Source organism: Ruegeria sp. BHSC223 (assembly GCF_059613025.1).
Map to the genome: position 1 here is coordinate 21,108 of NZ_JBXWRR010000019.1, position 25,470 is coordinate 46,577.

A 25,470-nucleotide genomic window follows, 5' to 3' on the forward strand; every position below is an offset into this window, starting at 1 on the left:
GCCCAGAGGGCCGTCTGGCCTTTTGCAGCCGCAAGCGGCAAGAAGGACCGGCAACTGGCAAAGCAAGAGGCCCGACATGCGATTGTTCGTCGGACTGGGAAACCCCGGCGCGAAATACGCCCGCAACCGGCATAACATCGGCTTTATGGCGCTGGACCGGATCGCCGAGGATCACGGCTTTGGCCCGTGGCGGGCCAAGTTTCAGGGCCAGATCGCCGAGGGGCGGCTGGGCAGCGAAAAGGTACTGCTGCTGAAGCCCGAAACCTTCATGAACCGCTCGGGCCAGTCGGTGGGCGAGGCGATGCGGTTCTACAAGCTCGACAGCACTGACATCACTGTCCTGCATGACGAGCTTGACCTTGCCCCCGGCAAGGTCAAGGTGAAAGCAGGCGGCGGACATGCCGGCCATAACGGCCTGCGCTCGATCCACGACCATATCGGCGCCGCCTATGACCGGGTGCGGCTGGGCATCGGGCATCCCGGCCGCAAAGAGGCAGTGGCAGGCTATGTTCTGCATGATTTCGCCCGCGCGGACGAGGACTGGCTGGACAATGTGCTGCGTGGTGTCTCGGACGGCGCGCCGCATCTGGCCGCCGGAGACGGGGCGCGGTTCATGAACGCGGTCGCCCAGCGCACCGCGCCTCCGCGCTCGTCAACCGGAACAGCCCGTCCGCCATCGGCAACGCCCGAAAAAGCAGCGCCAGCCCCGGACCCCACGCCCCGGCCCGACGACCGCAGCGCGCTGCAAAAGCTGGTCGACCGGTTCAAATAACCCGCTGCCGCCACGTAGCGGTTGCACGGCGCCCCCGGCCTTGTCACGCTGCCCGCATGGTCCCATCGGAGGAGTGACATGCGCGTATTCGGAAAATGGCTGGGCCGGGTCCTGCTGGCCCTGATCCTGGCCGCAGGCGTCATCGGCGTCTGGAAATGGGAAGAGATCAACCGGCTGCTCGCCGTGAACTCTCTCTTCAACGCCGAAAAGATCGTCTCCAACTTCTCGCATATGGACGCGGCCTTTCTGACCGCCCCGGTCGCCCGGGGCAATGGCCCCACCTCGGACCTGCCCCATGGCGCCGCCTTTGAGCTGCCCACCGGCGGCGCAGACTGGGTCGAGGAAAGGGCGGTCACTTCTCTTCTTGTCATAAAGGACGGCCAGATCCGGTTCGAGGAGTATTATCTCGGCACCGGACCCGACGATCGCCGCATCTCGTGGTCGGTAGCCAAGAGTTACCTTTCGGCGCTGTTCGGTGTTCTGCTGAACGAGGGCGCCATCGCCTCCATCGACGATCCGGTTGTCAAATACGCCCCCCAGCTCAAAGGCAGCGCCTATGAGACCGCCAGCATCCGCAACGTGCTGAACATGGCCAGCGGCGTCACATTCGACGAGGACTATTTCGACAAGAATTCCGATATCAACCGGATGGGCCGGGTGGTGGCGCTTGGCGGCACGCTGGACGATTTCTCGGCCAGTTTCACCGACAGTTTCGCCGCCCCCGGCGAGACCTGGCAATATGTCTCGATCGACACCCATGTGATCGGCATGGTGATCCGGGGTGCAACGGGGCGCAGCGTCACCGACCTGTTGACCGAAAAGATAATCGCGCCGCTGGGGTTGGAGCGTGACGGCTACTACATCACCGATGGCGCGGGCGTGGCCTTTGTGCTGGGTGGGCTCAATTTCACCACCCGTGACTATGCCCGGTTCGGCCAGATGATCCTTGAGAATGGTAGCTATGGCGGCAAACAGGTTGTGCCGGCGGACTGGATCGCCGCCTCGACCGCCGCCAGCGCCCCGACCGCGCCCGGCAAGATCGGCTATGGCTATCAATGGTGGATCCCGGTTGGTGCCGGTCCGGGCGAATTCCTGGCGCGCGGCGTCTATGGCCAATACATCTATTTCGACCAGCCGCGCGGCGTGGTGATCGTCACCACCGGCGCCGATCGCGGCTTTCGCGGCGATGGCGTGAACGAGGCCAATATCGAAATGTTCCGCAAGATCGCGCAAAGCCTTTAGGATCGGATCATGACACCCGACCCGAGTCTCAATGTTCTGGGTGGAGCGCTGGCGCCCTGCTCGACCGATCCCGTCACCGGCTTCTTTCGCGACGGGCATTGCAACACCTGCGCGCAGGATCAGGGCAGCCACACGGTATGTGCCGTGATGACGGCCGAATTCCTCGCCTATTCCAAATATGTCGGCAATGACCTCAGCACCCCTCGGCCCGAGTTCGGCTTTGCCGGGCTGAAGCCCGGCGACCGCTGGTGCCTGTGTGCGGCGCGTTTCATGCAGGCCGCCGACGAGGGGTGTGGCCCGCAGGTGCACCTGGAGGCAACCCACAGGCGCGCGCTGGAAATCGTCCCGCTGGAGGTGCTGGAGCGTCACGCCATCCGGCGCGACTGATCCTTGCCCGCCTGTTCCGGCATCAGGTCACCGGTCATCAGGTCTTCGATGAAGAGGCCCAGCAATTGGGGGCGCCCAGATACGCCCGCCTTACGATAGATCGCATTGGTTTGCGCCTTGACCGTGCCTTCGGAGGTGTTGCGCAGCGCCGCGATTTCCTGAAGGCTGCACCCCTTGATCGCAAAAAGCGCCACGTCCCGTTCAGCCGCCGTCAGGCCCCAGTCGTCAAACCTTTCGTCCAGCAACTCCATGAATGCGCCAGAGGCCGCTCGCAGTTTCTCTTCCGCCTGTCGCGCCCTCCGCCATGTCCGGCTGAGAGCAAGCCACCCCAGCACTACACCGAGAAGCAATCCGACAGCCGCACCGATTTCGAGAAACTCTCGGGTCTGCCAGCTGATCGGCGTGGTGCGCAGGCCGATCACGGTCAGCAGGATTTCGGACACGAAGAAGACCGCGCACACCGTCTGAACGACAGCAATCGCCAACAGGATCGGAACGCCCCTCATGCGCCTGTTGACCGGCGGACGGTAGGCCAGAGAAAATCAGTCGTCACCATCGCCTCCCGACCCACTGTCGCCATCGTCACCTCCACCGTGGCCGCTGTTGCCACCATCGTCACCGCCGTCATCGCCATCCGATCCGCTACCCGAACTCGAATCGTCTCCCCCTCGACCACGGCCGCGTCCACGGCCCTGGCCGCTGCCGTCGTCGGCCTCGGCCTCGTTCTCGGTTTCGGTCTCGTTTTCGGTGGACCGGTTGAGCAACCCGCCTCCGTTGTTTCTGTTACCCTGCCAGTAGTCCCTCAAGATCTCGCCGGTCCGTGGGTTTACGATGATCTCACGCTGTTCGCCTGGGCGCTTAGCCACGATCCGCGCACGCCCGAGCAGCGTCCGACTGACCTCGACAGAGGTATAGCCCTGCGCCTTGAGTTGCCGCGTGATGGCGTCCGTCCCGGACTGTGCCCAGGCGGTTCCGGTCCAGAGTGTCAGGACAAGCCCGGAGGTGATGAAGCTTCTGCGATCCATTTGCCTACCTGATCAACAAGACTCCTGCCCTGATCAGGGCAGGAGTCACGGCAGGTTTGCCGCTTCGCGGGATCAAGGCAACCCCCGGTCGTTCAATCGTCGTCACCCGGGCCATCATCGCCATGGCCGCCATGATCGTCACCCGCATCGTGGCCGGGGCCATCATCCCCGCCGCGCCCGCGACCGCCGTGGTCATCACCTGCATCATGGTCTGGGCCGTCATCCGCACCGCGGCCCCGACCGCCATGGTCGTCGCCCACGTCATGGTCCGGGCCGTCATCCGCACCACGGCCCCGACCGCCATGGTCGTCGCCCACGTCATGGTCCGGGCCGTCATCCGCACCACGGCCCCGACCGCCATGGTCGTCACCCGCGTCATGGTCCGGGCCGTCATCCGCACCGCGGCCACGACCCCGGCCACGCCCGTCATCCTCGCGACTTGCAATCGCAAAGCTCCCTACAGCAGTTTCCGCGATCGCACCGGTCAGGCCCGATTGATCGGGTGCAATCATATCAGTCTGCACCACACTCGCCTCGGCCAGACCGACCAGCCCGCCGACAAGGATTGCTCCGGCTGTAAGTGCAACCCTGGATGTCATTGTCTTTCGCATTTCATACCTCCGTCACCAATGCATGCCGTTGGAAACCAACCGACAGAGATCAGGATGCACAGCTGATCCAAGAGAGAAATGGGTCTGCGGTTTAGAGCGACACCAACAAGACGGGTGGAGGCAGATAAACAAATGTTTATCATAATTATCTGATACTTACACGAAATCTCTGCTTAGATCGTCATCGCTAGAAAAGAAGACAGCGGCCTCCGGGGCCGCTGTCGTCTGCCTTTGGTTTATTCGACAGGGTCCAAACCGTTCGGCCATAGCCGCCCGGAAAAGGGCGACTCAATCCTCGGCGTCGCGGCCTTCGGTATCGGACATGTCAAAGCGCAGGAACTTGGCGACGGTAAAGATGTCCTTGTCGCCCCGGCCGCACATATTCATGCAGATGATGTGATCCTCGGGCAGGACCGGTGCGATTTTCATCACGTGGGCCAGCGCGTGGCTGGGTTCGAGCGCCGGAATGATCCCCTCGGTCGCGCAGCAGAGCTGAAACGCCTCCAACGCTTCCTTGTCGGTGATCGAGACATATTTGGCGCGCCCGACCTCGTGCAACCAGGAGTGTTCCGGGCCGATGCCGGGATAATCGAGCCCCGCCGAGATCGAATACCCTTCGAGGATCTGGCCGTCGTCGTCCTGAAGCAGATAGGTGCGGTTGCCATGCAGCACGCCGGGGCGGCCACCGGTCAGCGAGGCGCAATGTTCCATCTTCTCGTTGACGCCCTTGCCACCGGCCTCGACCCCGATGATGTTGACCGATTTGTCGTCGAGGAAGGGGTAGAACAGACCCATGGCGTTGGAGCCGCCACCGATCGCGGCGATGATGGTATCGGGCAGACGGCCCTCGGCTTTCATCATCTGTTCCTTGGCTTCCTTGCCGATGATCGACTGGAAATCGCGTACCATGGCCGGATAGGGGTGCGGGCCCGCAACCGTGCCGATGCAGTAGAAGGTGTCGCGCACATTTGTCACCCAGTCGCGCAGCGCGTCGTTCATCGCGTCCTTGAGCGTACCACGGCCTGAGGTGACCGGAATAACCTCAGCCCCCAGCAAGCGCATGCGGAACACGTTGGGCGCCTGGCGGCGCACATCATGGGCGCCCATGTAGACCACGCATTTCAGGCCGAACTTGGCGCAGACCGTCGCGGTCGCAACACCATGCTGCCCAGCGCCGGTTTCGGCGATGATCCGGGTCTTGCCCATTCGGCGCGCCAGGATGATCTGACCCAGCACATTGTTGATCTTGTGCGCGCCGGTATGGTTAAGCTCATCCCGCTTCATGTAGACCTTGGCGCCGCCCAGATGCTCGGTCAGCCGTTCAGCGAAATAGAGCGGCGAGGGGCGCCCCACGTAGTTGGCCCAGAGATCATCCATCTCCGCCCAGAAGCTTGGGTCGGTCTTGGCCTTCTCGTATTCCTCTTCCAGCGACAGGATCAGCGGCATCAGCGTTTCACTGACGAAGCGTCCCCCGAAAATGCCAAACCGGCCTTGTTCATCAGGCCCGGACATGAAGGAATTGAAAAGGTCGTTGGCCATGGCGTGCTCCCTAGTATCGCGGTCCAGCACTAGCGGTACAACGCTGAAAGGTAAAGCGGTCAGACTTTCGCGAAAGTCTGACATCAAATCCTGTTCAGGATTTGATCACAAACTTTCAGAGAAAGTTTGTGCCCGTGCCGTGATCAGGCGGACAGGCTCGGCGTTGCAGAACACGATCACCTGCCCGGCATTTTCGACCGCCGTAAAGCCACGGCGCCGGATCTCTGCCAGAAAGACCTCCCGCCCCACCATGCGCTCCATGTCCCGTACCTTGCGGCGCACCACACCGCCGGAACGGGCGGATTTGGCGGTAAACAAATGATCGAACCATTGCTCAGGGCTCTGGGGTGGGAGGGCGAGATTCATAGCGCCATATTGCGCAAGACCCGGTAAAGAATGGGTTACTGCGCCCGCGCAGCCGCAAGAAAACCTCGGATCAGCCCGGCATCCTTGACCCCCGGCGCGGATTCGACGCCCGACGAGACATCGACCTGCCCCGCCCCGGTCAGACGGATCGCCTCGCCCACATTGTCAGGCGTCAACCCGCCTGCCAGCATCCAGGGCTTGCGCCAATACTTCCGCCCTGCCAGCAGCCGCCAGTCAAAGGCCAGCCCGTTGCCACCGGGCAGGTCCGCACCTGACGGCGGCTTGGCGTCTATCAGCAACTGGTCCGCGACATCGGAATAGAGGTCGATCTGCGCCAGATCGGCTGCCTCGGCCACCCCGATCGCCTTCATGACTGGCAGACCATAGCGTGCCTTCACCTCGGTCACGCGCGCGGGACTTTCCTTGCCGTGAAGCTGAAGCATGTCGAGCGGAACGGCGGCAGTGATGGCATCCAGGTCCGCATCGGTTGGATTCACCACCAATGCCACCTTGGCCACCCCAACCGGGACCGACACCGCCAGTTCAACCGCTCGGTCCACCGTCAGGTGCCGGGGTGATTTCGCAAAGAACACGAAGCCGACGTATCGCGCGCCCGCCTCAACGGCGACGCGCAGCTGTTGTGGATCGGTCAGCCCGCAAATCTTGACGCGAATGTCGTCGACCATTTCAGCGATCAGGCAGCGGCATCGTCGAGAATCGCCAGGACCTCGTCCTTGCCCTCGTTCTGCTTCTTCTTGAGCGACTTGACTTCGCGCTCGAGCTTACGCACCTCGCGGTGCTTTACATCCGCCGTGCGGCGATGCTTGTGCTCGCGCAGCCACTCCCAGACAAATCCGATCACCACGCCCGACGCGATCCCGCCCAGAACCACCAGGAACAAAGGCAGTGTCAGCGAAAAGTTGACGCCCAGCAGATGGGCCAGGTCTTCGGGCAGCAGGCTCAGCGTCACCATCTGGCGATTGGCCAGCGACACCGAGACAAGTATGATCCCGAGCGTTGCAAGAAAGGCGTAGCGAATATAGCGCATCATGGGTCAGGCTTTTCCGTTCAGGCGATCCCTCAGCAGCTTGCCGGTCTTGAAGAACGGCACGTGCTTTTCCTCTACATGGACCGTATCGCCGGTTCTGGGATTGCGACCAATGCGCGCGTCCCGCTTCTTGACCGAGAAAGCGCCGAAACCGCGCAGTTCCACCCGGTCGCCGCGTGCCATGGCGTCGGTGACTTCCTCAAAAACGGTGTTCACGATCCGCTCGACATCCCGCTGGTAGAGGTGCGGATTTTCATCGGCAATCTTCTGGATCAGTTCCGAACGGATCATGCGCCTGGCCCTCCCAACGCCAAAGGTCGTCATTCTTATGTCAGGGACTATAGGCAGAAAACCCTTCTGCGGAAACAGGTTACCGATTGCGGCCAAGCCATATTTCGCCATTTGCCCGCAAATAACCGTCAACAAACCCGTCATTCAGCAGGGCGATGGGCCCGGATTCCCGGACGAGACCCCTTGCCGGAGCCTTACCAAGATCAATTGCTGCGTATGCAAAGCCTCTTGATTCGGAACGCTCCGCGCCAGCGATAGGCCGGCCCGTTCAACCAGGTCACAGCAGGAAGTTCGGTTTTGCCAGCAGGTAAGGATAGAGGTATGAGCCTTTGCGACCACGCGCGAGGAGACATGGACGACATGAACTATACCACCCTTCTCGAGGGGATCGCGGCAGGGATGCTCGCCACCGCCGACAAGGGCCGTGTCGCCGATTACATCCCCGAACTTGCCTCGGTTGACCCTGAGCAGTTCGGTATCGCGCTGGCTCTGGCCGACGGTCGATGCTTTGCCGCGGGACATGCGGATACGCCGTTCTCCATCCAGTCGGTTTCCAAGGTCTTCACCCTTGCGCTGGCCCTCGGTCGACTGGGAGACAGGCTTTGGCAGCGGGTCGGTCGGGAACCGTCCGGGCTGCCCTTCAATTCCATTTTGCAACTCGAACACGAGGGCGGCATACCCCGCAACCCCTTCATCAACGCGGGGGCGCTGGTGGTTACCGACGCCATTCTTGCCGGCCATCAACCCCGAGAGGTTCTGGGCGAGATCCTGCGTTTCGTGCGGGCTGCCGCGGATGATGAGAACATCCATATCGACGAGTCCGTGGCGCGCTCTGAAACCGATCATGGCCACCGCAACATGGCCCTGGCGCATTTCCTCGCGGCGCATGGCAACTTCGTCAACAGCCCGGATCTGACCTGCGGCACCTACTTCCACCAATGCGCGATAGAAATGACTGCGCGCCAGCTTGCCCTGGCCGGCCGGTTCCTTGTCGGGGGGCCGGCCGCACCCTCACTGATCTCGCGCCACAGCGTGCGCCGGATCAACGCACTGATGCTGACCTGTGGCCACTATGACGGGTCTGGCGACTTCGCCTATCGCGTCGGACTGCCCGGCAAGAGCGGTGTTGGCGGCGGCATTCTGGTCATTGCGCCCGGTCGCGCCTCAATCGCGGTCTGGTCACCCGGGCTGAACCCACATGGCAATTCCGCTCTTGGCACGCTGGCGGTCGAACAACTGGCGCGGGCGACGGGCTGGTCGATCTTCGGTTAGGGCGACGCCAAACCACCGCCATGGAACGCAAAACCCCGCAGGATCGCTCCTGCGGGGCCTTTTCTTGCTCAGACGTCGGTCAGGACTTAGTTGTCGCCCTTCAGCGCCGCGCCCAGGATATCGCCCAGCGATGCACCCGAGTCGGACGAGCCGTACTGTTCCACGGCCTCTTTCTCTTCGGCGATCTCGCGCGCCTTGATCGACAGGCCCAGACGGCGGGTCTTGCTGTCCACGTTGGTGACGCGCACATCGACCTTGTCACCGACCGAGAAGCGCTCGGGACGCTGATCGGCACGGTCACGCGACAGGTCGGAGCGGCGGATGAAGGATTTCATGCCTTCGTATTCCACCTCGATGCCGCCATCCTCGATCGCGGTGACGTTCACGGTGATGATCGAACCGCGCTTAACGCCGCCAACGGCCTCGGCGAACTTGTCGCCGCCAACCGATTTGATCGACAGCGAGATGCGTTCCTTGTCGATATCGACTTCGGAGACGACGGCCTTGACCATGTCACCCTTGCGATAGTTCTGGATCGCGTCTTCGCCGCGCTCGTCCCAGGACAGGTCGGACAGGTGAACCATGCCGTCGATGTCGCCCGGAAGGCCGATGAACAGACCGAATTCGGTGATGTTCTTGACCTCGCCCTCGACCACGGTGCCCTCGGGATGGGTCTCGGCAAAGACTTCCCACGGGTTGCGCATGGTCTGTTTCAGGCCCAGCGACACGCGACGCTTGGCGCTGTCGATCTCCAGAACCATGACTTCCACTTCCTGGCTGGTCGAAACGATCTTGCCGGGGTGGACGTTCTTCTTGGTCCAGGACATTTCCGAGACGTGCACCAGGCCTTCGACGCCCGGCTCCAGCTCGACGAATGCGCCGTAGTCGGTGATGTTGGTCACGCGGCCGGTATGCACCGATTCCAGCGGATACTTGGCACCGACCAGATCCCACGGATCTTCCTGGAGCTGTTTCATGCCCAGGCTGATACGGTGGGTGTCCTTGTTGATCTTGATCACCTGGACCTTGACGGTCTCGCCGATGTTCAGGATCTCGTTGGGGTGGTTGACGCGACGCCATGCCATGTCGGTGACGTGCAGCAGGCCGTCCACACCGCCCAGGTCAACGAACGCACCGTATTCAGTGATGTTCTTGACCACGCCGTCGACGGTCTGACCTTCGGTCAGGTTGCCGATGACTTCGGCGCGCTGTTCGGCGCGGCTTTCTTCCAGGATGGCGCGGCGCGACACGACGATGTTGCCACGGCGACGGTCCATTTTCAGGATCTGGAAGGGCTGCTTGAGACCCATCAGCGGGCCGGCATCGCGCACCGGGCGCACATCGACCTGAGAGCCGGGCAGGAAGGCCACGGCACCGCCCAGATCGACGGTAAAGCCACCCTTGACACGACCAAAGATCGCGCCTTCGACGCGCTGGTCGTCGGCATAGGCTTTTTCCAGACGGTCCCAGGCCTCTTCGCGGCGGGCCATCTCGCGCGAGATGACAGCTTCGCCACGGGCGTTCTCGGCGGCGCGCAGGTAGACTTCGACCTCGTCGCCAACGGCAATCTCAGGGGCCTCGCCGGGATTTGCGAATTCTTTCAGTTCGACGCGGCCTTCCATCTTGTAGCCGACATCGATGATGGCCTGGCCCGCTTCGATCGCGATGACCTTGCCTTTGACAACCGATCCCTCTTCGGGGGTGTCCATTTCGAAGCTTTCGTTAAGGAGGGCTTCGAATTCCTCCATGGATGCGTTAGCCATGCGGCGTTGTTTTCCTTTTCAGTTCGGTTTTTGCTGGCCGAGCGGTTGTCTCCGCCGGTCTTGTTTGATGTCCGCCGGGGCGGCACGGATTGGTCAGACGATCCGGTCTTGTCACCACAAAACAAAGAGGGCCGGATACTCCCGACCCTGCCCGTCTCATTCTTTTATGGCTCAAATCGCCTTATCGACGTGCGCTCTATAGGGGGTTCGGCACCGAAGCGCAAGATCGTTTGCCGGTCACCCCGTGTTATTCCTTTGGAAATAACGGGCCTGCCTCTAGCATGGCCTGACCGGGCAGCGCCCGGCTTCAGGGGGAGAATTTCAGATGACCATTATCAAGAGCAGATTCGAGGACGTCGCCCTGAGCGACAAGACCGTCACCGAACGGGTGTTCGAGGGGATCGACCCAAAGATGACCATCCTGATCGATGGACCCAGCGGGCGCAGCTATAGCGGCGCTCAGTTCATCCACGCGGTCAAGGCCCTGGCCGGGGGGCTGACCGCGCGCGGGATGGGTGCGGGCACTTGCGTCGGACTGATGCTGCCGAACCTTCCCGAATACTGCATCGCATTTCACGGCGTCGCCTGGGCCGGCGGCACCATCACCACGATCAACCCCACCTATACAGCGCCCGAAGTGCATCATCAGCTGAACGATGCCGGGGCCACGGTTCTGGTGACGATACCCGCGTTTCTGGACACCGCGCGGGCCGCGATCGAGGGGACCGGTGTCGACCGGATCGTGGTGGTCGGAGAGGCGCCAGAGGGCATGCTGTCATTCGGCGAGCTGATGGGCACACCGCTTGAACAACAAGTGCCGGTCGACGTGTCCGAGCATGTGGTGGTCCTGCCCTATTCTTCGGGTACCACCGGGCTACCCAAGGGGGTGATGCTGACGCATCGCAATCTGGTGGTGAATATCGACCAGACGCTGTTGCCCGCCGATTTGCGTCCCGGCGAGATGACCACCGCCTTTTTGCCATTCTTCCACATCTACGGCTTGCAGGTGCTGATGAACATTTACCTGACCGGCGGTGGCGGCCTGGTGACGCTGCCGCGCTTCGATCTGGAGCAATATCTTGACTGCGTGTCGCGCTACCGCACACCTCGACTGTGGATCGTGCCACCGGTCGCCATTGCGCTGGCCAAGCATCCGGTAGTGGCCAATTACGATCTGTCCTGTGTCGAACAGGTGTTCTGCGCCGCCGCCCCGCTGGGCCGTGACGTGGGCGAGGCGCTGGGGGGACGCATCAGTGCAAAGGTGAACCAGGGTTATGGCATGACCGAGCTCAGCCCGGTCAGTCACGTCTCGCCACGTGGAGAGGGCAAGCCGGGCGCCTCGGGCGTGGCGATATCGAACACCGAATGCCGCATCGTCGACCCCGAGACCGGCGCCGACCTGCCGCTGGGTGAAGATGGCGAATTGTGGGTACGGGGGCCACAGGTGATGAAGGGATATCTCAACAACGAGGCCGCCACCCGCGCCACCATCGTCGAGGGCGGCTGGTTGCGCACCGGCGACATCGCCCATTTCGACGAGGACGGATTCCTTTATATCACCGACCGGCTCAAGGAACTGATCAAGTACAAGGGATTCCAGGTCGCTCCGGCCGAGGTCGAGGCGGCATTGCTGACCCATCCCGCCATCGCGGATGCGGCGGTGATCGGCGCCCCCGATGACGAGGCGGGCGAGGTGCCGCTGGCCTTCGTGGTTGCGGCGGCCGGTCAGGCGGGGCCGAGCCTGGCCGAGGTGCAGGCGTATCTCGACACCCGGCTGGCGCATTACAAGCAGGTGCGCCAGATGCAGGTGGTGGACGAGATCCCGAAATCTGCCTCGGGCAAGATCCTGCGTCGGCTGCTGCGGGACGCGCAGGGCAGGCAAACCTGAGGAAAGGGGCGACCAGACATGGCAGAGCCGCTCAATCTTCTGGTGATCGTCTCGGATGAGCATCGCAAGGACGCGATGGGATGCGCAGGGCATCCCATCGTCAAGACACCCAACCTGGATGCGCTGGCCGCGCGCGGCACGATGTTCGAGGCCGCTTATACCCCCTCGCCCATGTGCGTGCCGACCCGGGCTGCGCTGGCCACCGGCAACTGGATCCACAGGACCGGCCATTGGGACAGCGCCACCCCCTATGCCGGACAGCCACGCAGCTGGATGCATGACCTGCGCGATGCCGGGCGTGAGGTCGTTTCTATCGGTAAACTGCATTTCCGCTCATCCGAGGATGACAACGGGTTTTCGCAAGAGATCCTGCCAATGCACGTGGTGGGTGGTGTGGGTTGGGCCGTGGGTCTGCTGCGCAAGAACCCGCCCTCCTATGACGCCGCCGCCGAGTTGGCGGCCGATGTCGGTGTCGGCTCCAGCAGCTATACCGAGTATGACCGCGCCATCACCGCTGCGGCCGAGACCTGGCTGGCCAACCCGGCCCGGCAAGAGCGGCCCTGGGCCGCCTTCGTATCGCTGGTCAGCCCGCATTACCCGCTGACCTGTCCCGAGGAATGGTCCACGTTCTACGATCCAGACGACATGGACCTGCCCGTGGGCTATGGGTTGGGCCTGCCGGATCATGCCGAATTGCGCAACATCGGCGGGTTCTTCAATTATGACGCCTATTTCGACGAACAGAAGATGCGCGCTGCCAAAGCCGCCTATTATGGCCTCACCTCCTTCATGGATGATTGCGTGGGCCGGGTACTGGCCGCGCTTGAGGCCAGCGAACAGGCCGAAAACACCGTGATCCTCTATGTTTCCGACCATGGCGACATGATGGGGGACCAGGGTTTCTGGACCAAACAGGTTATGTACGAGGCCAGCGCCGGTGTGCCGATGATTGCCGCCGGCCCGGGCATCCCCGCCGGGCACCGGGTATCGACCTGCACCAGCCTCACCGATATCGCCGCAACCGCGCGCGAGGTGTGCGGGTTAGCGGCGCGCGCGGACCTGCCCGGAGTGTCACTGCGTGCTATCTCCACTGCGCCAGATGATCCCGAGCGGGCCGGGTTCAGCGAGTATCACGACGGCGGCTCCCGCACAGGCACGTTCATGCTGCGTTGGGGGCGCTGGAAATACGTGCACTACGTCGGCGAAGCCTCTCAGCTTTTCGATCTGGATAGCGACCCGCAGGAACTGGTGGACCTTGCCAAACACGCGTTGGATGACCCCGAAATCCGGGCCGCATTGCTCGAGGGAGAGCATCGCCTGCGCCTTATATGCGACCCGGAAGCTGTAAATACCCGCGCCTTTGCCGACCAGCGGCGGCGGATCGCGGAATTGGGCGGGGAAGAGGCCTGCCGCAATTCTTATGTTTTCAACCACACCCCCACACCGCAAGAAGGCAGCGCGCTCTGACATCGTATTGATGCGCGCTTGCGGCAGGCGGCCGTTTTCCGCGCCGGAAAACGGCCCGGAAAAATTTCATTTTTCCGGCACCCTCTCTGTCATGACCGCGTGAATACCGGCCGTGGCGAAGGCGATCAGCCGATCGGTGTCGGCCTCCCCCGCGCCGGGGCTGAGCGTATCCAGGCGCCAGGCTGAATACACATGGGCCAGCATCGCCGAGACCGCATAGATCTGCCCCATTGCCGCCCGCCCCGGCACGGCCCCGGGGTAGAGCGCCGCGATCTCGTCGATGAACTGCTGCGCGGTAGGGTCGAAACACTCTGCCGCCAGCGTGCTCCAGCGTGGGTCGGCAGAGACATGCGCTAGCAGCCTTCCATAGGCGACCCAATGCGGCCCGCCCTCCCGGGCCAGCGTCACATAGGGCCGGATAAAACAATCAAGGATGGTCGCCAGATCAAGGGGCCCTTGCGCGCGCGCGCCTTCGAGTGCCTCGACACGGATGCGCGACAACGCACCGGCACGGCGCGCGACCACAAGCCGAAACAGCTCTTCCTTGCTGCCGCCGTGATGCGCCACCAGCCCCCCCTGCACCCCTGCGGCCTTGGCGATGTCGCGAATCGACGCGCCCTCGAATCCGCGCGCGGCAAAGAGCTGCTCTGCCGCATCCAGAATACGGGCCCGCGTCTGCAAGGACCGCGCCGATGGCGCCCTTTGCCGTTGTTTTTCCAAAACAAACATCTCCCTTGCAAATTATCTTGCCTTATTTTGAACACTCGTTCAACTTAAGAACGACGGGAGGACGCAGATGACCGAAACGCGCGACAGATTTGCCCTGATCGGGGCAGGTCCGATGGGCTTGGCCATGGCCAAGGTGATGCTGGAACAGGGCATCGCCTTTGACGGGTTCGAGCTGCATTCGGATGTGGGCGGGCTGTGGGATATCGATGGCCCCCGCTCGACCATGTACGACAGCGCGCATCTGATCTCCTCCAAGCGTATGACCGAGTTCACCGATTTCCCGATGAAGGACGCGGTCGCCGAATACCCCTCGCACCGCGAGCTGAAGCGGTACTTCAACGCCTTCGCCGACCATTTCGGGCTTCGCGAGCATTACCGCTTCGGGGCCGAGGTGCTGCGGTGTGAGCCGCTGGGGGGACCGGGTGACGGATGGCGTGTCACATGGCGCGACGCAGAGGGAGAGCATGCGGAAACCTATGCCGGGGTGATGATCGCCAATGGCACGTTATCCGAACCCAACATGCCGGAGTTCAAGGGAACATTTGACGGCGAACTGATCCATTCCTCGGCCTACCGCCACCCCTCGCAATTCGATGGCAAGCGGGTGCTGATCGTGGGGGCGGGCAATTCCGGCTGCGATATCGCGGTGGACGCGATCCATCACGGGGTGATGTGCGACCTGTCGATGCGGCGCGGATACTATTTTGTACCGAAATACGTCTTTGGCAAACCGGCCGATACGCTGGGCGGCATGATCAAGCTGCCGATGTGGCTGAAACGGCGGGTCGACGGGATGATCCTGAAATGGTTCGTGGGCGATCCGCAGAAATACGGGTTTCCCAAGCCCGACTACCAGCTTTACGAAAGCCATCCGGTGGTCAATTCGCTGGTCCTCTATCACGCGGGCCATGGCGATTTGCGCATCCGTCCCGATATCGATCGTCTTGACGGAAGCCGGGTGATCTTTGCCGATGGTTCGAGCGAGGAGTATGACATGATCCTCGCCGCCACCGGGTACAAGCTGTTTTATCCGTTCATCGACCGCAGCCTCCTGAACTGGCAGGGCGATGCGCCGCATCTGTATCTGAACGCCCTGCATCCCGAGCGCGACGACCTCTTTGTGCTGGGGATGATCGAGGCCAGCGGTCTGGGCTGGCAGGGCCGGCATGAACAGGCCGAAATGGTGGCGCGTTACATCACCGGGCTGCGCGCGGGAAACAAGGCCGCCGAGGAACTAAAGGCCGCGAAATCGGCAGGCTTTGAACGGGCGACCGGCGGCATGAACTACCTCAAGCTGGCGCGCATGGCCTATTACGTGGACAAGGCCACCTATCGCGGCGCGGTGACCGGATGGATCAAGCGGCTGAAGGATGCGCGAGCATGACCGGCATCGACGATATCCTGCTGAATTTCTCGCCCGCTTCGCTGACGTTGCTGAACGCGATCCTGGCGGTGGTGATGTTCTCTATCGCGATCGACCTGACGATTGAGGATTTCCGCCGCTTGTCGCACGGCCCGAAACCGGTGCTGGTGGGGCTCTTCTCGCAATTCGTGCTGCTGCCGGTGCTGACCTTTGCGCTGGTCTGGCTGACCGCGCCGCACCCGTCGATTGCGCTGGGCCTCATTCTGGTGGCGGCCTGTCCGGGCGGCAATATCTCCAACTTCATCACCCATCGGGCGGGTGGCAACGCGGCGCTGTCGGTGTCGATGACCGCCTTTGCCACCGTGGGCGCCATCGTGATGACACCCGCGAATATCGCGCTGTGGGGAAGCCTGTATCCCCCCACCCGCGCCATCCTGCAAGAGACCCATATCGACCCTGTGCAGATCGCCCTCACGGTCGGGTTGATGCTGATCCTGCCACTGATCCTGGGCGTGACGCTGAACATGCGCCGCCCTGCCCTGACCGCGCGGCTGCGGCGGCCGCTGCAACTGCTGTCGATGGGCATCTTCATCGCGTTCATCATACTCGCTCTGGCTGCAAATTGGGGGTACTTCCTGAGTTTCGCCGGAGCTGTCGCCGGGCTTGTGATCCTTCACAACGGCCTGGCTCTGGGGGGCGGCTGGGTTGTGGCCACTCTGACCCGGCTGTCCCCTTACGACCGGCGCGCGGTTACGATCGAAACCGGCATCCAGAACTCGGGCCTTGGGCTGGTGTTGATCTTTGCGTTCTTCAACGGGCTGGGCGGCATGGCGGTCGCGGCGGCGTTCTGGGGGATCTGGCATGCAATCTCGGGCCTTGGGCTGGCGATGCTGATGGCGCGGACCGAGGCGGCCCGATGAACCGCATCCTGATTACCGGTGCGGCGGGTATGGTGGGGCAGGCGTTGTTGGCCGAACTGTCCGGCCAGCAGGTCTTTGCCACCGATCTTGCGCGGCCCGATCCGCTGCCCGAGGGCATGACCTATTTCAAGATGGATGTGACGGGCGATGACCCTGACCGGGTCATTGCCAAGGTGCGGCCGGATGTGGTCATTCACCTCGCCTCTATCGTGTCACCCGGTGTGGCGCGCGAGGTTGCCCATCGCGTCGACGTCGGCGGCACGCGGGCGGTGCTGGACGCCTGTCTGGCGCATGGAGTGCGGCGGCTGGTGGTCACCTCCTCGGGCGCTGCCTATGGCTATCACGCCGACAACCCGGTGCCGCTGCGCGAAAGCGACCCGCTGCGCGGCAATCCCGAGTTCGCCTATGCCGATCACAAACGCCAGGTCGAAGAGATGCTGGCCGAGGCGCGCCAGAGCGCGCCGCAGCTGGAACAGGTGGTGCTGCGGGTGGGAACGGTTCTGGGCGCAGGCACCGAGAACCAGATCACTGCCCTCTTTCACAAACCCCGCCTGCTGGCGGTGCGCGGATCGGAAAGCCCGTTTGTCTTTATCTGGACCCGCGATCTGGCCCGTATTCTGGCGCGGGCGGCGGGCGAAGGGCCTGCGGGTATCTACAACGTGGCGGGCGACGGGGTGATGGGGGTCAGCGACCTTGCACGCGCCCTGGACAAGCCGGTGCTGCGTCTGCCCGCGCAGGCGCTGAAAGCAGCGCTGGCGGTGGCGCGGCCATTGGGGCTGTCGCGCTATGGACCCGAACAGGTGCGGTTCCTGCAATACCGCCCGGTGCTGGCCAATGACGCGTTGAAGCGGGTGTTCGGCTATACGCCCGAGCTAACCAGTGCCGAGGTCTTCGACCTCTGGCGGCGCGAGGCGGGTCTTTGAAGCGGGCGGTGATCTCAGGGGGAGCAGGCGGGCTGGGCCGGGCGCTGTCGGATGCGCTGCAAGCGCGCGGCTGGCATGTAACGCTGCTCGACCGCGATATCTCGACCATCGAGCCCGGCGAGACCCAGCGCGTCATTCAATGCGACCTGACCGATCCCGGTCAACTGGCCGCCGCCTGTACTGCGGCGGTCGGGGGACGCGGGGTGGACCTGGTCATCTATAATGCCGGCATCACCCAGATCGGCCTGTTTGCCGACAGTGACGAGGCCAGTCACCGCCGGGTGTTCGAGATCAACTATTTCGCCGCCGTAAACATGGCCCGCGTTATGATCGCCCCGGTGCGGCAGGCACGCGGCACCCATCTGGCAATCTCCTCGGTGGCGGGGTTCGCGCCGCTCTACAGCCGCACCTCTTATGCCGCGTCCAAACACGCGCTGGAGGGGTTTTTCAAATCGTTGCGGTCCGAGGAGCGCGCGCATGGGGTGGCGGTGCAGATCGCGGCCCCGTCCTTTGTGGCCACCAATCTGGGCAACCCGCAGGCGCAGCCCGATGGCATCGCCCGGCCCGGCTCGGCCACGGACGGGATGGATTACATGACGCCCGAGGCGGCGGCGGCGACCATCCTGCACGGTCTCGACCGGGGTCGCGACATGATCCCGGTGGGCCGGGTGGCGCGACTGGCCGGGTGGATCAATCGGCTGTCGCCGGGCCTCTATCAACGGCTGATGGAAAATAAAATCGGACGCGGCTGAGAATTTTCCCGGCACCCCTCTTGACCTTCCCGTGACTGGAAGCCCCATCTGAGGGGTGATCAGAGGACAAGGACGAGTCGCATGTCAGCACAAACCACATCGCTGAAGATCACGGGCATGAGCTGCGCGGGATGCGTGGGCCGGGTGGAGCGCGCCTTGCAAGCGGTTCCGGGGGTTGCCGGGGCTTCGGTCAACTTCGCCACCAAGACAGCGCAGGTCCACCATGACGGCCCGGTCGCCGCGCTGACACAAGCGGCGGCTGACGCGGGCTATCCGGCCGCGGTGTCGGAAACCACGCTGGATGTCGAAGGGCTCAGCTGCGCCTCTTGTGTGGGCCGGGTGGAACGGGCGCTGAGCGCCGCACCGGGCGTCGTCGAGGCACAGGTAAATCTGGCCACCCGCACCGCGCGGGTCAGCTATGTCACCGGCAGCACCGATCCGGTTGCGCTGGCGGCGGTATCGACCGCCGCGGGCTATGCCGCCCGCCCCGCAGGGAGCGCCGAGGACGAGGGCGAGGAGCCCTCGGACGAGGCTGCGGTGCTCAAACGCCAGACCCTGCTGGCCATCCTGCTGGCGCTGCCCGTTTTCCTGATCGAAATGGGCGGGCACATGATCCCCGCCCTGCACCACTGGATCTTGGCGACCATCGGCCAACAGGCCAGCCACCTGATCCAGTTCGCGCTGACCACGCTGTTGCTGCTTGGCCCCGGTCGGGTGTTCTATGCCAAGGGTTTCCCGGCCCTTTTGCGCGGCGCCCCCGACATGAATGCTCTGGTTGCATTGGGGACAGGGGCCGCCTATGGCTTCTCCCTGGTCGCGACCTTCGCCCCCGGCCTGCTGCCCAACGGCACCGCCAATGTCTATTACGAGGCCGCCGCCGTCATCGTGGCGCTGATCCTGCTGGGCCGCTGGCTCGAGGCGCGGGCGCGCGGGCGCACCGGTGCCGCCATCGAGGCCCTGGTGGGGCTGCAACCCCGCCATGCGCATATCGAACGCAAGGGACAAGCGGTAGAGGTGGCCATCGCCGACATCCAACCGGGCGACACGCTGGTCATCCGCCCCGGAGAGCGTATTCCGGCAGACGCGCTGGTGCTGGACGGCCAGAGCCATGTTGACGAAAGCATGATCACCGGCGAGCCGGTTCCGGTGACCAAATCCGCCGGCGACACGCTGGTGGGCGGCACCGTAAACGGGGCCGGCGCCCTGCGCGCACGCGCTGAAAAGGTGGGCGCCGACACGGTGCTGGCCCAGATCATCCGCATGGTGGAACAGGCACAAGGCGCCAAGCTGCCGATCCAGTCGGTGGTGGACCGGATCACCCTGTGGTTCGTGCCCATCGTGATGGGGGTCGCGGCGCTGACGGTGCTGGTCTGGCTGATCTTCGGCCCCTCACCCGCTCTGGGTCATGCCCTGGTCGCCGGTGTCGCAGTGCTGATCATCGCCTGCCCCTGTGCCATGGGATTGGCCACACCGACCTCGATCATGGTCGGCACGGGACGGGCCGCTGAACTGGGCGTGCTGTTCCGCAAGGGCGACGCGCTGCAACGGCTGCAAGAGGCGAAGGTGATTGCCTTCGACAAGACCGGCACGCTGACGCTGGGCCGGCCTGAACTGACCGACCTGACCCCTGCCGAAGGGTTTGACCGTGATGGCGTATTGCGGCTGGCAGCAGCCGTCGAGGCGCAGTCGGAACACCCGATTGCCTCGGCCATTGCCCGCGCGGCCAAGGGCGACGTGCCTGCGGTGGACCGGTTCCAGAGCCTGACCGGGCTGGGCGCCCGCGCCACGGTCGAGGGCCAGGACTTGCTGGTCGGCGCCGACCGGCTGTTCGCCCGCGAAGGTATCGACCTGGGCCCGCTGGCCGAAATCGGGGCGGGCTGGGCCGCCGAGGGCAAGACGCCGCTTTATGCCTCGGTGGGTGGCCGTGCTGCGGCGGTGCTGGCAGTCTCGGACCCGGTGAAACCCGGCACGGTCGAGGCCATCGAGCGGTTCCACCAGATGGGGCTGCGCGTGGCCATGATCACCGGCGACAACACCCGCACGGCACAGGCGCTGGCGGCAAAACTGGGGATCGACGCGGTCACCGCCGAAGTCATGCCCGAGGGCAAGGTCGCGGCGTTGGATGCGTTGCGGGCGGATCATGGCGCGCTGGCCTTTGTCGGTGATGGCATCAACGACGCTCCCGCCCTGGCCCATGCCGATATCGGCATCGCGGTTGGCACCGGCACCGATGTGGCCATCGAGGCCGCCGATGTGGTGCTGATGTCGGGCGACCTGCGCGGCGTGGCCAACGCGCTGGAGGTGAGCCGCGCCACCATGCGCAACATCCGCCAGAACCTGGGCTGGGCCTTTGGCTATAACGTGCTGCTGATCCCGGTGGCGGCGGGTGTGCTCTCTCCGTTTGGCGGGCCGATGCTGTCGCCGGTGCTGGCGGCGGGCGCGATGGCCTTGTCAAGCGTCTTTGTCGTCACCAACGCCCTGCGCTTGCGGCGGGTGCGCGCCTCCCTGCCCGCTTCGCGGCAGGCGACCAACCCACCCCCGGCCGCCGCCCCCGCCCCGGCAGAGTAAGGAGACCGGCATGAATATCGGAGATGTCGCCAACCGCACCGGCCTGCCCGCCAAGACCATCCGCTATTACGAGGATATCGGCCTGATCACGCCCCAGCGCGATCTGAACGGCTATCGCAGGTTTCGCGAACAGGACCTGCACAAGCTGACCTTTCTGGGACGGGCCCGGGCGCTGGGGTTCACCATCGAGGACTGCCGCACCCTGCTGGCGCTCTACGAGGATCAGAGCCGCGCCAGCGCCGATGTCAAACAGGTGGCCCGCGATCATCTGGCCCGGATCGAGACCAAGATCGCCGACCTGATCGCCATGCGCGACACGCTCACCGAACTGGTCGATGCCTGCGCGGGCGACAACCGGCCCGATTGCCCGATCCTGCGCGATCTGGGCGGGGCTGTCTGACGCGCGGGCTTGCCCTTTGCCACAAGCTTTGCTTTGTCTCTGTCGGGAACAAGCCGGGGGAGACGCGCCGCCGGAGAACGAGAGAGGATCCGGACATGGCAAAACTAGCATTCCTTGGCCTGGGCGTGATGGGCTATCCGATGGCGGGGCACCTGAAATCTGCGGGCCACGATGTCACCGTCTATAACCGCAGCGCCGCAAAGGCCGAGAAATGGGTGGCCCAGCACGGCGGTGCGATGGCCGCGACACCGCGCGCGGCCGCCGAAGGTGCCGAATTCGTCATGGCCTGCGTCGGCAATGATGACGACCTGCGCAGTGTCTGCACCGGCCCGGATGGCGCGTTGGCGGGCATGGCGGCTGGCAGCGTCTTTGTCGATCACACGACGGTGTCGGCCAAGGTCACCCGCGAGCTCTATGCCGCGGCCAAGGATGGCGGCGTGGGCTTTGTCGACGCACCGGTCTCGGGCGGTCAGGCGGGGGCCGAGAACGGGGTGCTGTCGGTCATGTGCGGCGGCGATCAGGCCGAGTATGACCGCGCCGAACCGGTGATCGCGGCCTATGCCCGCATCTGCCGCCGCATCGGCGAGAGCGGTGCCGGGCAGGTTACCAAGATGTGCAACCAGATCGCCATCGCGGGCCTGGTACAGGGCCTCGCCGAGTCGCTGCATTTCGCCGAAAAGGCGGGGCTGGACGGGCGCGCGGTGGTCGAGGTGATCAGCCAGGGCGCCGCCGGCAGCTGGCAGATGGCCAACCGGTACGAGACCATGCTGGACGATCACTGGACGCACGGGTTCGCGGTGGACTGGATGCGCAAGGATCTGGGCATCTGCCTGGACACCGCCAACGAGACCGGCGCCAGCCTGCCGGTCACCGCGCTGGTCGACCAGTTCTACAAGGACGTGCAGAAGATGGGCGGCGGGCGCTGGGACACATCGAGCCTGCTGGCGCGCCTGCGCAAGCTGGACTGAGGGAAAGGGGGCGCTGCCCCCGTCCCCTGCGGGGACTCCCCCGGAGTATTTTTGGCGAAATGAAGAACCGGGGGGCAACGGCCGCCTCGGCAGGAATGTGATGGGAGAGCGGCGATGCTGACGGAGTTCTGGGCAGAGGCCCTGCGGGCGCATTGGGGGATCGAGGCGGCGCTGGAACGGCTCGATGGCGAATATGACCTGAACTTTCTGGCCCGGGGCCGGAACGGGCGGGACTATGTGCTGAAGGTGATGCGGCCCGAATGCGAGGCCGGGCTGGTCGAGATGCAGGTGGCGGCGCTGGATCACATCGCCGAGGTGGCGCCGGGCCTGCCCTTTCCCAAGGTGTTTGCCGCGCTCGATGGCGCGATGCTGCCCGAGATCGCGGATGAGGCGGGCGCGCCGCGCCGGGTCTGGCTGCTTGAGCGTCTGCCGGGGCGCTGCTATGCGCGGGCCTTGCCGCATACCGAAGAGCTGATCCTGAAACTGGGCCGGGTGCTGGGCGCCACCGACCGGGCGCTGGAGGGGTTCGTGCATGACGGGCTGGCGCGGGATTTCAAATGGAACCTGGTGCAGGCGGGTTGGATCGGTGACGAGTTGCAGGCGATCGCCGATCCGGGGCGGCGGGTGCTGCTGTCGGAGATTGCAGCCGAGTTTTCCGGGCTGCGCGAGAGGTTGGCCGCCCTGCCGGTGCAGGCGATCCACAATGACGTCAACGATTACAACATCCTGGTCGAGGGCGGGCTGAACGAGACCCGCAAGGTCTCGGGCCTGATCGACCTGGGCGACATGTGCGCCGCGCCACGCGTCTGCGACCTAGCGATTGCCGGGGCCTATGTGGTGCTGGACCATCCAAAGCCCGAGCGGGCGCTGGTGGCGCTGGTGCGCGGCTATCACGCCGCCAACCGGCTGAGCGCGGAAGAGGTCGACCTGATCTGGCCCCTGCTCCGGATGCGGCTGGCGGTGTCGGTGGTGAACTCGACCCTGATGGCGGCGGAAAACCCGGGCGACCCCTATGTGACGATCAGCCAGGCCCCGGCCTGGCGGTTCCTGGAAAACGCCTCGGTCAATGGCGGGCTGATGGCGGCGCGGCTGCGGGTGGCCTGCGGCCTGCCGGTGACCGATGGGGCCGAGCGGGTACAGGCCTATCTGGACGAACACCGGGGACGTTTCGCGCAGATGTTCGGAACCGATCTGAGCGAGGCGCCGCTGGGTTCGCTGTCGGTCGAGAATTCAACCTGGCCGCAGAACCCGTTCCACATGCCGCTGGAAGAGGCCGCGCGCGTGGGCGAGGAGTTTGGCACCGGCCTGTGGCTGGGCCATTACAACGAACCGCGCCTGATCTATGCCGAGCCGGGTTTCCGCAAGGGACCGTGGAAGGCCAGCGACCGGCGCACCGTGCACCTGGCGGTGGATGTGTTTGCCCCCGCCGGAACCGTGCTGCACGCACCGCTCAGCGGGCGGGTCGAGGTGGTCGAGAACCGGACCGGGCACCTGGATTATGGCGGCGTGGTGATCCTGCATCACGAAACGCCGCAGGGCGATGCCTTCTATACACTCTACGGCCATCTCGACCCCGAGGTCTGCGACCGGCTGAAACCGGGCGATCCGGTGGCGCAGGGGGCGGGATTTGCGCGGCTGGGCGATGCAAGTCAGAACGGCGGCTGGGCGCCGCATGTGCATTTCCAGCTGGCCCTGACGACGCAAGGCATGGAGGCTGACTGGCCCGGTGTCGGCGACCCGGACGAGATAGACCTGTGGCACGCGGTCTGCCCGAACCCGGCGGCGCTGCTGAACCTGCCCGATGACAAGGTGTTCTATCGCCCGACCGACAAGGCCGCCGTGCTGGCCGGACGGCGGGCGCATTTCGGCGGCAACCTGAGCCTTACCTATGACGATCCGGTGATGCTGGTGCGCGGCTGGAAACATCACCTGTTCGACGAATGGGGGCGCCCCTATCTGGACGCCTATAACAACGTGCCCCATGTGGGCCATGCCCATCCCCGCATTCAGGCGGTGGCGGCGGATCAGCTGAAGCGGATGAATTCGAACACCCGATACCTGCATCCGGCGCAACTGGCCTTCGCCAACAAGGTGCTGTCGAAGCTGCCCGAGCGGTTCGAGGTCTGTTTCTTCGTCAACTCCGGCACCGAGGCGAACGAACTGGCGCTGCGCCTGTCGCGGGCGCATACGGGCAACATCGGCATGGTGACGCCCGATCACGGTTATCACGGCAATACCACCGGCGCGATCGCCATCTCGGCCTACAAGTTCAACAAGCCGGGCGGCGTGGGGCAGGCCGATTGGGTCGAAATGGTCGAGGTGGCCGACGACTATCGCGGCCGTTTCAAGCGCGACGATGCGGAGCGCGCCCGGAAATTCGCCGATCTTGTCGATCCCGCGATCGCCCGGTTGCAGGAAAAGGGCCATGGCGTGGCCGGTTTCATCGCCGAGACCTTTCCCAGCGTCGGCGGCCAGATCATCCCGCCCAAAGGCTATCTGGCGGCGGTCTATGACAAGATCCGCGCGGCGGGCGGGGTGTGTATCGCCGACGAGGTGCAGACCGGGCTGGGGCGGCTGGGCGACTACTATTTCGGCTTTGAGCACCAGGGCGCCGAGCCCGATATCGTGGTGATGGGCAAGCCCATCGGCAATGGCCATCCGCTGGGGGTTCTGGTGACCACGCGCGAGATTGCCGACAGTTTCAACAACGGGATCGAGTTCTTTTCGACCTTCGGCGGCTCCACCCTCTCCTGCCGGATCGGCAAGGAGGTGCTGGATATCGTCGATGACGAGGGCTTGCAGGAAAACGCGCGCCTGATGGGCGCGCGGCTGATGAACGGGTTGCGCGCGCTGGAGGGCGAATTCGGCTGTGTCGGCGATGTGCGGGGCATGGGGCTGTTCCTTGGGGTCGAGCTGATCAACCCCGACGGGTCCGAGGGGACCGAGATCTGCCGATACGTCAAGAACCGGATGCGCGACCACCGCATCCTGATCGGCAGCGAAGGGCCCAAGGACAATATCCTGAAGATCCGCCCGCCCCTGACCATCGAGGAAGAGGATGTGGACATGATCCTGTGGGCGCTGCGCACGGTGCTGGCCGAGGTCGGCGACTGGGCGCCTGCCCCGGTCTGCGATCACGATCACCATCACGCGGGCTGCGGATGCTGCTGAAGCGG

General features: G+C 64.3%; 24 protein-coding genes. 14 read left to right on the forward strand and 10 right to left on the reverse strand.

Annotated elements, in window-relative coordinates:
* Positions 1-76: 76 nt before the first annotated feature.
* The 3 genes from pth to AC2FNY_RS18660 all read left to right on the forward strand — a co-directional run bounded on the left by pth (position 77) and on the right by AC2FNY_RS18660 (position 2,401).
* Positions 77-772, forward strand: a complete 696-nt coding sequence (pth, locus tag AC2FNY_RS18650) for an aminoacyl-tRNA hydrolase (protein WP_496803374.1) — start codon at positions 77-79, stop codon at positions 770-772.
* A 78-nt stretch (positions 773-850) separates the two neighbouring features.
* Positions 851-2,014 carry a serine hydrolase domain-containing protein gene (locus tag AC2FNY_RS18655; protein ID WP_496803375.1) on the forward strand — a complete coding sequence of 388 codons (1,164 nt, stop codon included), beginning with the start codon at positions 851-853 and terminating at the stop codon, positions 2,012-2,014.
* A 9-nt stretch (positions 2,015-2,023) separates the two neighbouring features.
* Positions 2,024-2,401 carry a DUF2237 family protein gene (locus AC2FNY_RS18660; RefSeq protein WP_234140035.1) on the forward strand — a complete coding sequence of 126 codons (378 nt, stop codon included), beginning with the start codon at positions 2,024-2,026 and terminating at the stop codon, positions 2,399-2,401.
* Here AC2FNY_RS18660 and AC2FNY_RS18665 read toward each other — a convergent pair.
* From AC2FNY_RS18665 to ihfB, 8 genes are all read right to left on the reverse strand, one after another.
* The gene (locus tag AC2FNY_RS18665) at positions 2,380-2,907 is read right to left on the reverse strand and encodes a helix-turn-helix transcriptional regulator (protein WP_234167261.1); all 528 of its coding nucleotides are present in this window, start codon (positions 2,905-2,907) and stop codon (positions 2,380-2,382) included. The genes AC2FNY_RS18660 and AC2FNY_RS18665 overlap by 22 nt on opposite strands.
* A gap of 36 nt (positions 2,908-2,943) precedes the next feature.
* Positions 2,944-3,426: a hypothetical protein gene (locus tag AC2FNY_RS18670; protein WP_234140037.1), complete on the reverse strand. Its 483-nt coding sequence runs from the start codon at positions 3,424-3,426 to the stop codon at positions 2,944-2,946.
* A 92-nt stretch (positions 3,427-3,518) separates the two neighbouring features.
* Positions 3,519-4,025: a hypothetical protein gene (locus tag AC2FNY_RS18675; protein ID WP_234140038.1), complete on the reverse strand. Its 507-nt coding sequence runs from the start codon at positions 4,023-4,025 to the stop codon at positions 3,519-3,521.
* 300 nt (positions 4,026-4,325) lie between these two features.
* Complete coding sequence (trpB, locus tag AC2FNY_RS18680; protein ID WP_234140039.1) at positions 4,326-5,576, reverse strand: tryptophan synthase subunit beta; 1,251 nt, start codon at positions 5,574-5,576, stop codon at positions 4,326-4,328.
* Between the two features lie 105 nt (positions 5,577-5,681).
* Positions 5,682-5,942 carry an N-(5'-phosphoribosyl)anthranilate isomerase gene (locus tag AC2FNY_RS18685; RefSeq protein ID WP_234140040.1) on the reverse strand — a complete coding sequence of 87 codons (261 nt, stop codon included), beginning with the start codon at positions 5,940-5,942 and terminating at the stop codon, positions 5,682-5,684.
* Positions 5,943-5,977: 35 nt separating this feature from the next.
* A complete protein-coding gene (locus AC2FNY_RS18690; RefSeq protein ID WP_496803376.1) occupies positions 5,978-6,628 on the reverse strand; it encodes a phosphoribosylanthranilate isomerase in 651 nt (216 codons plus the stop codon).
* Between the two features lie 8 nt (positions 6,629-6,636).
* Entirely contained in the window at positions 6,637-6,990 is a 354-nt protein-coding gene (locus AC2FNY_RS18695; protein ID WP_234143598.1) for a lipopolysaccharide assembly protein LapA domain-containing protein, read from the reverse strand.
* Between the two features lie 6 nt (positions 6,991-6,996).
* On the reverse strand, positions 6,997-7,281 hold the full coding sequence (ihfB, locus tag AC2FNY_RS18700) for an integration host factor subunit beta (protein WP_011046553.1): 285 nt from the start codon (positions 7,279-7,281) through the stop codon (positions 6,997-6,999).
* Positions 7,282-7,641: 360 nt separating this feature from the next.
* Between ihfB and AC2FNY_RS18705 the strand changes: the two genes are divergently transcribed.
* Positions 7,642-8,553 carry a glutaminase gene (locus AC2FNY_RS18705; protein ID WP_496803377.1) on the forward strand — a complete coding sequence of 304 codons (912 nt, stop codon included), beginning with the start codon at positions 7,642-7,644 and terminating at the stop codon, positions 8,551-8,553.
* Positions 8,554-8,639: 86 nt separating this feature from the next.
* Here the strand turns inward: AC2FNY_RS18705 and rpsA are convergent, their stop codons facing one another.
* Positions 8,640-10,316, reverse strand: a complete 1,677-nt coding sequence (gene rpsA, locus AC2FNY_RS18710; RefSeq protein ID WP_234140043.1) for a 30S ribosomal protein S1 — start codon at positions 10,314-10,316, stop codon at positions 8,640-8,642.
* A gap of 325 nt (positions 10,317-10,641) precedes the next feature.
* Here rpsA and AC2FNY_RS18715 point away from each other — a divergent pair, with 325 nt between their 5' ends.
* Positions 10,642-12,204 (forward strand): AMP-binding protein, encoded by a 1,563-nt coding sequence (locus AC2FNY_RS18715; RefSeq protein WP_496803378.1) that lies wholly within the window; start codon positions 10,642-10,644, stop codon positions 12,202-12,204.
* An 18-nt stretch (positions 12,205-12,222) separates the two neighbouring features.
* Positions 12,223-13,671, forward strand: a complete 1,449-nt coding sequence (locus AC2FNY_RS18720) for a sulfatase family protein (protein WP_496803379.1) — start codon at positions 12,223-12,225, stop codon at positions 13,669-13,671.
* A 66-nt stretch (positions 13,672-13,737) separates the two neighbouring features.
* Here the strand turns inward: AC2FNY_RS18720 and AC2FNY_RS18725 are convergent, their stop codons facing one another.
* Positions 13,738-14,352, reverse strand: coding sequence for a TetR/AcrR family transcriptional regulator (locus AC2FNY_RS18725; protein WP_496803380.1), 615 nt, complete (start codon positions 14,350-14,352; stop codon positions 13,738-13,740).
* A 115-nt stretch (positions 14,353-14,467) separates the two neighbouring features.
* On the opposite strand from AC2FNY_RS18725, the gene AC2FNY_RS18730 reads away from it, so the two are divergent.
* The 8 genes from AC2FNY_RS18730 to AC2FNY_RS18765 all read left to right on the forward strand — a co-directional run bounded on the left by AC2FNY_RS18730 (position 14,468) and on the right by AC2FNY_RS18765 (position 25,465).
* Positions 14,468-15,784, forward strand: a complete 1,317-nt coding sequence (locus tag AC2FNY_RS18730; RefSeq protein ID WP_496803381.1) for a flavin-containing monooxygenase — start codon at positions 14,468-14,470, stop codon at positions 15,782-15,784.
* Complete coding sequence (locus AC2FNY_RS18735; protein ID WP_496803382.1) at positions 15,781-16,683, forward strand: bile acid:sodium symporter family protein; 903 nt, start codon at positions 15,781-15,783, stop codon at positions 16,681-16,683. The genes AC2FNY_RS18730 and AC2FNY_RS18735 overlap by 4 nt, the downstream gene beginning before the upstream one ends.
* Positions 16,680-17,606, forward strand: coding sequence for an SDR family oxidoreductase (locus AC2FNY_RS18740; protein ID WP_496803383.1), 927 nt, complete (start codon positions 16,680-16,682; stop codon positions 17,604-17,606). Before AC2FNY_RS18735 ends, AC2FNY_RS18740 begins: the two co-directional genes overlap by 4 nt.
* Positions 17,607-17,614: 8 nt before the next feature.
* A complete protein-coding gene (locus AC2FNY_RS18745; RefSeq protein ID WP_496803384.1) occupies positions 17,615-18,358 on the forward strand; it encodes an SDR family NAD(P)-dependent oxidoreductase in 744 nt (247 codons plus the stop codon).
* Positions 18,359-18,439: 81 nt separating this feature from the next.
* Positions 18,440-20,926 carry a heavy metal translocating P-type ATPase gene (locus tag AC2FNY_RS18750; RefSeq protein WP_496803385.1) on the forward strand — a complete coding sequence of 829 codons (2,487 nt, stop codon included), beginning with the start codon at positions 18,440-18,442 and terminating at the stop codon, positions 20,924-20,926.
* 10 nt (positions 20,927-20,936) lie between these two features.
* The gene (cueR, locus tag AC2FNY_RS18755) at positions 20,937-21,326 is read left to right on the forward strand and encodes a Cu(I)-responsive transcriptional regulator (RefSeq protein WP_234177966.1); all 390 of its coding nucleotides are present in this window, start codon (positions 20,937-20,939) and stop codon (positions 21,324-21,326) included.
* A 95-nt stretch (positions 21,327-21,421) separates the two neighbouring features.
* On the forward strand, positions 21,422-22,294 hold the full coding sequence (locus tag AC2FNY_RS18760) for an NAD(P)-dependent oxidoreductase (protein ID WP_234217148.1): 873 nt from the start codon (positions 21,422-21,424) through the stop codon (positions 22,292-22,294).
* A 114-nt stretch (positions 22,295-22,408) separates the two neighbouring features.
* The gene (locus AC2FNY_RS18765; RefSeq protein WP_496803386.1) at positions 22,409-25,465 is read left to right on the forward strand and encodes an aminotransferase class III-fold pyridoxal phosphate-dependent enzyme; all 3,057 of its coding nucleotides are present in this window, start codon (positions 22,409-22,411) and stop codon (positions 25,463-25,465) included.
* The last annotated feature ends 5 nt before the right edge of the window (positions 25,466-25,470 follow it).

Bases quoted from the DNA above. Each gene is read 5' to 3' on its own strand.
- pth (WP_496803374.1), top strand. From the start codon at position 77: ATGCGATTGTTCGTCGGACTGGGAAACCCCGGCGCGAAATACGCCCGC.
- AC2FNY_RS18655 (WP_496803375.1), top strand. From the start codon at position 851: ATGCGCGTATTCGGAAAATGGCTGGGCCGGGTCCTGCTGGCCCTGATC.
- AC2FNY_RS18660 (WP_234140035.1), top strand. From the start codon at position 2,024: ATGACACCCGACCCGAGTCTCAATGTTCTGGGTGGAGCGCTGGCGCCC.
- AC2FNY_RS18665 (WP_234167261.1), bottom strand. From the start codon at position 2,907: ATGAGGGGCGTTCCGATCCTGTTGGCGATTGCTGTCGTTCAGACGGTG.
- AC2FNY_RS18670 (WP_234140037.1), bottom strand. From the start codon at position 3,426: ATGGATCGCAGAAGCTTCATCACCTCCGGGCTTGTCCTGACACTCTGG.
- AC2FNY_RS18675 (WP_234140038.1), bottom strand. From the start codon at position 4,025: ATGACATCCAGGGTTGCACTTACAGCCGGAGCAATCCTTGTCGGCGGG.
- trpB (WP_234140039.1), bottom strand. From the start codon at position 5,576: ATGGCCAACGACCTTTTCAATTCCTTCATGTCCGGGCCTGATGAACAA.
- AC2FNY_RS18685 (WP_234140040.1), bottom strand. From the start codon at position 5,942: ATGAATCTCGCCCTCCCACCCCAGAGCCCTGAGCAATGGTTCGATCAT.
- AC2FNY_RS18690 (WP_496803376.1), bottom strand. From the start codon at position 6,628: ATGGTCGACGACATTCGCGTCAAGATTTGCGGGCTGACCGATCCACAA.
- AC2FNY_RS18695 (WP_234143598.1), bottom strand. From the start codon at position 6,990: ATGCGCTATATTCGCTACGCCTTTCTTGCAACGCTCGGGATCATACTT.
- ihfB (WP_011046553.1), bottom strand. From the start codon at position 7,281: ATGATCCGTTCGGAACTGATCCAGAAGATTGCCGATGAAAATCCGCAC.
- AC2FNY_RS18705 (WP_496803377.1), top strand. From the start codon at position 7,642: ATGAACTATACCACCCTTCTCGAGGGGATCGCGGCAGGGATGCTCGCC.
- rpsA (WP_234140043.1), bottom strand. From the start codon at position 10,316: ATGGCTAACGCATCCATGGAGGAATTCGAAGCCCTCCTTAACGAAAGC.
- AC2FNY_RS18715 (WP_496803378.1), top strand. From the start codon at position 10,642: ATGACCATTATCAAGAGCAGATTCGAGGACGTCGCCCTGAGCGACAAG.
- AC2FNY_RS18720 (WP_496803379.1), top strand. From the start codon at position 12,223: ATGGCAGAGCCGCTCAATCTTCTGGTGATCGTCTCGGATGAGCATCGC.
- AC2FNY_RS18730 (WP_496803381.1), top strand. From the start codon at position 14,468: ATGACCGAAACGCGCGACAGATTTGCCCTGATCGGGGCAGGTCCGATG.
- AC2FNY_RS18735 (WP_496803382.1), top strand. From the start codon at position 15,781: ATGACCGGCATCGACGATATCCTGCTGAATTTCTCGCCCGCTTCGCTG.
- AC2FNY_RS18740 (WP_496803383.1), top strand. From the start codon at position 16,680: ATGAACCGCATCCTGATTACCGGTGCGGCGGGTATGGTGGGGCAGGCG.
- AC2FNY_RS18750 (WP_496803385.1), top strand. From the start codon at position 18,440: ATGTCAGCACAAACCACATCGCTGAAGATCACGGGCATGAGCTGCGCG.
- cueR (WP_234177966.1), top strand. From the start codon at position 20,937: ATGAATATCGGAGATGTCGCCAACCGCACCGGCCTGCCCGCCAAGACC.
- AC2FNY_RS18760 (WP_234217148.1), top strand. From the start codon at position 21,422: ATGGCAAAACTAGCATTCCTTGGCCTGGGCGTGATGGGCTATCCGATG.
- AC2FNY_RS18765 (WP_496803386.1), top strand. From the start codon at position 22,409: ATGCTGACGGAGTTCTGGGCAGAGGCCCTGCGGGCGCATTGGGGGATC.